We start from the raw sequence: 7,642 nt of genomic DNA, 5'->3' as shown, positions 1-7,642 counted from the left end.
TTCCCTGCTTACAAAAAGGTTATACAAATCCCAAGTAACCTCATATTGACTCATCCAAAACCCATCAATAGAAACTTCATGCCGAGGACCTTCGTCACCAAAGTGACCCAGTTCAAATTTTGGACTACCCATAACAAAAGAACCCTCTTCAATAAAAACCATTGGGATTCTGTAGCTTATACCGGAAATGTTTTCAAAATAATTTTCTTGGGAAAAACAAATAGTTGGCAACGATAAGAATATTAATATCTGTAGATTTAGTTTTACTCTATTCAATTCAATTTTTTAAATGTTTTAATTTTGAATATAAGGTATTAAATAAGATTGTAAAAATAGAATAAGCTATCTTTTTATGGACAATGTTAATTTTACAATTAAATATAACGCTTTATTAAATCAAACAAAATTCAATTATTATGAAGTTGAATTTAGACAACAACAAAACAGAAATGATCCTTTCTAATTCCTCAAGATCCTTCTATTCAATTATTTAAGGAGAATATTACTTTAGAGTCTATATACTACCCTAAAAGTAATAAATCTTGGCTGAATAAATGTTTCTGAACTAAATACAGAAATATTATTGGCGCTGTTTCTGACTTGAGTATCAATATTCAATATGTTTGAAGCTTTAATCTCGTATTCCCATTTAGCGTCCTTATCTTTTATGTACGAGAATGATGCATTCCAGTTTTGAAATGACTGGGGTTCACTTGTACCCTGATCCTGAATTGTATAGCTGTAATTGGTTCGAAAAGTCATTTTCTTTAGGATAAATGCATCAAACTCAACAGACGGTGCTTTTGTGACGAATTCTGTTTCTCTATTTCCCTGGTCATTAGTTGTTATCGAGTACCTATATCTTAAACTAATATTGGGAGCATATCTAAAGTTTGTTCTTATTCCAGGAGTATACGTTTGAGTAAATCCTTCGTTAAGTGAAGGTATACCTTGAATAAATTGATTTATCTTACTGTAATTAAAACTTGTATTTAAACTTGTCCTGATTTTTCCAAACGTTTTTTGAACACGACCAAAAAGATTCATGTTTTCATCAGCAAAACTCGAATTAAAAAACGTACTTGTTCTGATTACACTTTCAAAATTTGTTAATCCTCTTATTTGATCGATATTACTTGAGTAGGCAGCCCTTACAAATACATTTGTATAGTTAAAAAGATTGAAGCTACTGTAGAATAGACTTATGTTGTGAGATAAAGCATTTTGTAGGTCTGGATTTCCATATTGTATGCTGTTGTAGTCATTAAAAACTAATCCTTGTGCCAAACGAGTTATATCCGTAAACTGATTTTTCATATTATAGCTCAGTGTTAGAGACTCACCTTTTTTAAGCTGTATTCGAGTTTCAAAATCAGGTAAAACCCTTAAAAAATTGTCTTTTATCGTTTCACTATACTGGGTGTTACTGTTTCCATAAGCATGCATTGAAAGGCCTGGAGTAAAAGTAAATTTACCAGTTCTAAATCGATAATGAATACCTAAATAAACATCACTAAAACTATATTCTGTGTCATTTGAAACTATTCCTTGATTAATATTTGGAGTAGGAGAAAACCTAAAGTTATTGTCTAAAAATTGAAAAATATTGGAATTAAATTCCTGAAGACTTAATATGGTCCCTAGGGTGATATTGATATTACTTTTGGGGTTTATTATGTTATAGTAATCCAATTTTGCATCTAACTGATTTGATTTTATTTTTCTGTTCTGACCGATATCATAGTTTGTAAAAGAACTGTTCAGACCCAAGGCTTCTGCTGTTAAATCGAATGCATCATCTGCATTTGGATCATTTTGTAAAACCACATTATAAAATGGGTCTTCATTTTTAATCAAGTGCTGGGCTTCAAAAGCAAAAATATTATTTTCATTTAAAGTGTAGTAATAATTTAAATTTTGATTTATTGTAAACGGAGTTATTTCGTTAATTTGATTTGTGTTTCCAATAATTGAAGAAAAAATATTTTGCTGCTGAGAATCATTAGAAACACGAGCTATAATATCGTAGTCCATTTGATTGTTAAAGTTTGGTTTGAAAGAAGCACTGAGCTTTAATAAGCCTTGGCTTGAATTTTCATTTCCAGATTGATCTTTTGATTCATCTGGTATTCCAGAATCTGTATATCTTATTAAACTGATCTCATTTGAAAGAATTTGGGTGGTATTATAAATCATGAATCCACTTAGATCCAAGGCTGAGTTTGGAGAATAACTAAAGTTACCCGTAGCTAATTTGTTTTTAGTTTTCAGAGCATTCCTTCCATTGGTCAAAAAATTAAGACTATTATCTCCTAGATTTATACTAGTTCCACTTTGCCTACTGGGCGTTCTAAAGCCTCCTCCAAAACCTCTAATATCTCTTCTTGTAAGGGCAACCTCGCCAATATTATTAAGATCACCAATAAAATTAATACTATACTTTGGACTATAATAAAATAGTTTAGGCTGAAGTAAATACAAGTTGTCTGTTGGGGAATCTCCTAGTCCTGTAGTAACATTTCCAAACCAAAAACTTTCTTTACCTTCTTTTAACTTTATATCAATAGCAACATTATTCTGATTGTTTCTTACTCCGCTTAGTTGTCCAACCTCAGCATAATTTTTTAAAACTTGGATTTTATCAACTGCACTGGAGGGGATGTTTTTTGTTGCAATTTTGGTGTCTCCATCAAAAAAGTCTTTACCATTTATTGTTATTTTATTGACAATTTTCCCCTCAACTTCAATCTGATTATTTTCATTGATTTCTACCCCAGGCAGTTTATCTATAATATCTTCTAATTTTCTCTCAGATCCATTTTTAAATGAATCTGCATCATAAATAATTGTATCCCCCTTTACAATTATTGGTATTTTGACAATTACCTCATCCAAGAGAATTCCCTTTAACATTACATAGTTCTTAGAAAGATTTGTTTCCTTGGTTTTTATAACCTCATCAATGGTTCTCAAACCGAAATAACTTACTTGTATTTTATAGCTGGTGTTTGTTTTTAGTGGAAGTTTATATTTTCCCGATAAGTCAGTAACAACAAATGATTCCATGTTGCTTGTCTTTTCATTAATTGCGACTAAGCTTGCTGATTCAAGAGGGTTTTTCAAACTATCAGTAACTACACCCTCTAAATTAATTTGACCATATGAGGAAACAGCAAGTAGAATATGGAAAATAAACCAGGTTTTTTTCATGTTTTAAATGCTAATATGTATGAGCAGTTAGTTTCTTCTTCTTCTGCCTCTGTTATTTCTCATCTCAAGCATTTTTTCTTTTAGGGTAGCTTGATATGCCATTTTAGTAATTATTTTTCCTTTACTGGGCGCTTCTATTTCAAATGAATTCTTAGGATTTATTAAGATCTGAGAACACAATATTGTTGTATTACCGGCACTTACCTCTAAAATTAAACCTGGTAATCCACCATATTCTGCTGGTCCATGTTTTAGCGGAATTTGAAGAGTATACCATGCTTCTACTTCGGTCATTTGAATGTCAATACTATCATTCTCAGAGGATAAATCACCCCAAGAAAAATTAAACCATGACAACTCTTTTGTTGGAACAGAGGCAGTAGCTTTAAAACACATATACTGTCCAATTTTTTTTGAGTCTGATTCCATTTTCCAATCTATATTTTGTAATTTATCCTTAACTAAAAATCGCTTACCATAAAATTCTTGTGTTTGAACTAACTGATTTTCTTTTATGTTTTTGTATTGTTTGCCTCTTGAAAAGTTACTTCCCCAAGAGTCAGTTGCTCCAGAAATCGCATCTACTTTTTCTTCTTCTTCAAATATTGATTCTTCTTTATTAAAACTTAATATGAAGGTTTTTTCTAGTCTATTGCTAAGACGACTTTGCATTTGTTTTTTTTGGGCCTCACTCATTCTTGCACCCCAATTACCAAGTTCCAATTTAGATTTTGAAAAATAATATGCTTTACCTTGGAAATTTTGATTGGTAGGTTCATGCATAAATGAAACTAGTAAAAATGAAAGGAATAAAAAAATGGTTTTATTTAAAAGATTCATTTGTATTTGGTTTATGAATTAAAACTTATTAGTAAGACCTATTTGGAGTTCAAAGGTTTAATGACTTTAAACAAATTAACAAAAAATAGACTAGATTATGGTAAGTAAACACATTTTACTCTGGGAACTTTTTAATAAATTTCGAGTGTCAATTATCAATGATAATTAAACACATTATTCATTTACTTTTTGGATGGTTACATAAAAAAATGACTAAAAGCAGTATTCAAAGCTTATTTAAACAAAGCGACTGTAGACATAACAGATTTAATAATTTCAAGATTAGAAATTGGATCTTCAGTAGTAACTTCGCTATGAGCTTTAGCTGAAAGATGAATCTGTTTAAATCCAGCATTCAAGAATTTATAAACATTTTTATCGTTAACACCCCCTCCCGGCATTATAGATATTTGATTTGAATATTTAGAATTTAATTTTTTTAATAATGTTAATCCATCAATTGCTTTTGGTTTTTGTCCAGAAGTCAATACACGATCGTATCCTATATTGACTAGTTGATTCAAAGCTTTTTCAGGATCTTTTACAACATCAAAAGCACGATGAAATGTGAAATTTAGATTTGGACACATGGCTCTCCAGTTTTTCAAATGCTCTAAGGCTAAAGAATTATTCTCGTTTAATGCTCCAATTACTATTCCTTGAATAGGGAATTCTTTAATTCGTTCGATATCCTTTCCTATTTGCTCAATCTCATTAGTGTTGTAGTAGAAACATCCAGATCTAGGTCTAATCAGCACATGAATTGGCAGCTTGCAAACTGAAGACGCTTTCTCCAAAAATTCAGAAGATGGACTTAAGCCATCAGCTAGTAAATTTTGACATAACTCAATTCTATGAGCTTTTCCCTCGACTGCATTTTTTATTGAAGCTATTGAACTACAGCAGATTTCAACAATAATTTTATTCACTATTAATGTTTTTATTAGACATTTAGATACATCACTTTATAAAAATTAATAACAGATTTCGAAATTATTGAAAAAATCACCCTTACCAGGTTTTATTTTTAGGCTTTAATAATAACTAGTATTTATCTCTTAGAGTAATAAAAAAGAAGCTAAAGGAAAATTTATTAATAATTATTTTGGGTTTAACCATTTAAACTGAAATCTTGTTTCTGGAATTACAATTCGCTCTGTAATTCTATACAATCTGTCTGGTAATTTTAATAAATAATCTCTTGCTTTTTCTGCTTCTGCTGTTAAACCAGTAATTCTATCAATTTCCCAGGCTGAATTTAGTTTTTTCAATATTTCGATATAATCAAAACCGGTATAAACACCGACTCTTTGAGCTACTGTAGAAAAATCATTAAACAAACTTCCTTTAGCAGCAAAAGATTCTCTTAAATGCAGGGCAGGCATCACAATTTTATGCTTCATCATGTGTTGAAATGCTAGCATCATTTCACTTGGATCAATCTCAAAGATTTGTCTTACAAATTCTACATATGCAGTATGATGTCGCATTTCATCTCCAGCAATAATTTTAGACATTTTAGCTAATGCTTTATGTCCTTTTTTTCTTGCGATCTTCGCTACGTTGTTATGTGAAACATAAGTTGCCAATTCTTGAAAACTTGTATACACAAAGTTTTTATAAGGATCTGATGCAGTTCCTATATCAAAACCATCAGTAATTAAATGCTGTGTAGTAATTTCTACTTCTCGCATATTTACTCTTCCAGACAGATATAAGTATTTGTTTAAAGTATCCCCATGTCTGTTTTCCTCAGAGGTCCAAGCACGAATCCATTTTGCCCAACCATTATCTGGTTGTTGCGAAATACCATCTATGTCTAATAGCCAAGATTCATATGTTGGTAAAGCTTCTTCTGTAATTGTATCACCTACTAATACCGTCCAAAAATCATCATCTAAATCTTTAGAAATTTCCTGAATTTCTTTTATTTCTTCAATAAAATCATCTTTCTGAGAGTTTGGTAAAAAGTCTGTTGGTTGCCAAATTTTTTCTGCAGGAATTAAAAACTTATCTACGAACGTATCAATGTTTTTCTCCAAGGTTTTCATTACTTCTCTCCGAATATTTTTCATGGATATAACTATTTTATTTAGTTTGTAAATGTTTTCTCAGCTTTTGCAACTAATTCCAATTTTATTTTACCTATTCTATTTAATTACAAATATAGTGAATTACTTAAAACTAAATCCCTTTCTATAAAAGGCTAAACCAACTAAAGCCAATTAAATTTCTGTAGTCGCACATACTCAACAAGAATTTAGGGATAACTCTGTAGAGTCAATAACATAAAGAGTTTGCTGATTATTGAGATAAAAATAGTGACATTATTCAACAAACAAAGACTAACTAAAGGAAAGAATAAGGGTTTTTTACTTGAATATTCTTTATATATTGAGTAAAATAAAACTCATGAGAAACTCACTTATTGCAGCGCTTATTATTCTCCTATTTACATCCTGTAACCAGATAACTAGTGACCCAAACATCAAGCAAGGAATGTCTCATGATAGGCTTTCAAGAATTGACACTATGCTCATTAAAGCAGTTGAAACTAAGGAGATTCCTGGAGCAGTTGCACTAGTGGTTAGAAACGGAAAGACGGTCTATCAAAAGTCTTTTGGTATTGCCAATCCTGAAAATAATCGCAATTTCAATGATAATGATATTTTCAGAATTGCCTCCATGTCAAAAGCAATTACTTCTTTGGCTGTACTTATGCTTTGGGAAGAAGGCAAATTTTTTTTAGATGATCCTATTTCAAAATATATTCCGTCCTTTTCAGAGATTGAGATTTTAGACAAGTTTAATTCAAAAGATTCAACCTTTACTTCAACGTCTTCTATAAATAAAATAACTATCCGACACTTGTTAACACATACCTCGGGTATAGGTTATGGAGAAATTGATGGAAACCCTGCGATTCGATCAATTTACTGGAAAGAAGGATTGCGTGATATTTTTTCTCCTGATCAAAATATGGCAGAAATCACCAACGCTATATCAAAACAACCTTTGCACCATGAGCCAGGAGAAAAATTTACTTACAGTCTTGGATTGGATGTTTTAGGACATTTTGTGGAACTTATGTCTGGGATGACCTTTCCTGAGTTTTTGAGAAAAAGAATCTTTGACCCCTTGCAAATGGACGACACTTATTTCACGCTTCCTAAAGAAAAACACAATAGGCTAGTTCCTGTAATCACAAGAAGTGGTGAAGAATGGGCTGTATTCAACACTTCGATATATGATGTTAATTATCCCCTAAAGGAGAAAAGTTTTTTTTCAGGAGGTGCAGGGCTATCTAGTACGGTTCAAGATTATGCCAAGTTTTTATCCTTATTCCTAAATAATGGTAAGGCAAATGATTATCAGATTATTGGAAAAAAAACTTGTGAATTAGTATACGAAAACCAAATGCCTAAAAACGAAAATGCTTCACTGGGATTAGTATTTGGTATTTTACCCAAAAAAGACCTCAAAATAGGCGCTGGAGGAAGTGAAGGCACACTCACTTGGGGAGGGTATTTTAACACGAGTTATTTTGCAGATCCTGAAGAAAACCTGATTGGAATAATTTATAAACAAACCT

The 7,642-nt window shown here is 31.3% G+C and carries 6 protein-coding genes; 1 reads left to right on the top strand and 5 read right to left on the bottom strand.

Going from position 1 to position 7,642, the window contains the following annotated elements; all coding sequences use genetic code 11:
• The 5 genes from AC34EU_RS08540 to AC34EU_RS08520 form a co-directional block, all read right to left on the bottom strand.
• The coding region (locus AC34EU_RS08540; protein WP_487534636.1) for a formylglycine-generating enzyme family protein at positions 1-276 on the bottom strand (276 nt) is incomplete at its 3' end.
• Positions 277-507: 231 nt separating this feature from the next.
• The gene (locus AC34EU_RS08535) at positions 508-3,210 is read right to left on the bottom strand and encodes a carboxypeptidase-like regulatory domain-containing protein (RefSeq protein ID WP_489696207.1); all 2,703 of its coding nucleotides are present in this window, start codon (positions 3,208-3,210) and stop codon (positions 508-510) included.
• Between the two features lie 27 nt (positions 3,211-3,237).
• The gene (locus AC34EU_RS08530) at positions 3,238-4,050 is read right to left on the bottom strand and encodes a GLPGLI family protein (protein ID WP_487534638.1); all 813 of its coding nucleotides are present in this window, start codon (positions 4,048-4,050) and stop codon (positions 3,238-3,240) included.
• A 233-nt stretch (positions 4,051-4,283) separates the two neighbouring features.
• Entirely contained in the window at positions 4,284-4,979 is a 696-nt protein-coding gene (locus AC34EU_RS08525) for a copper homeostasis protein CutC (protein ID WP_489666819.1), read from the bottom strand.
• 171 nt (positions 4,980-5,150) lie between these two features.
• Positions 5,151-6,131, bottom strand: coding sequence for an acyl-ACP desaturase (locus tag AC34EU_RS08520; protein WP_487534641.1), 981 nt, complete (start codon positions 6,129-6,131; stop codon positions 5,151-5,153).
• 331 nt (positions 6,132-6,462) lie between these two features.
• Here AC34EU_RS08520 and AC34EU_RS08515 point away from each other — a divergent pair.
• The coding region (locus AC34EU_RS08515) for a serine hydrolase domain-containing protein (RefSeq protein ID WP_489696206.1) at positions 6,463-7,642 on the top strand (1,180 nt) is incomplete at its 3' end.

The organism is Candidatus Marivariicella framensis, from assembly GCF_982709265.1.
This window is presented reverse-complemented; position numbering and strand designations above follow the sequence as displayed.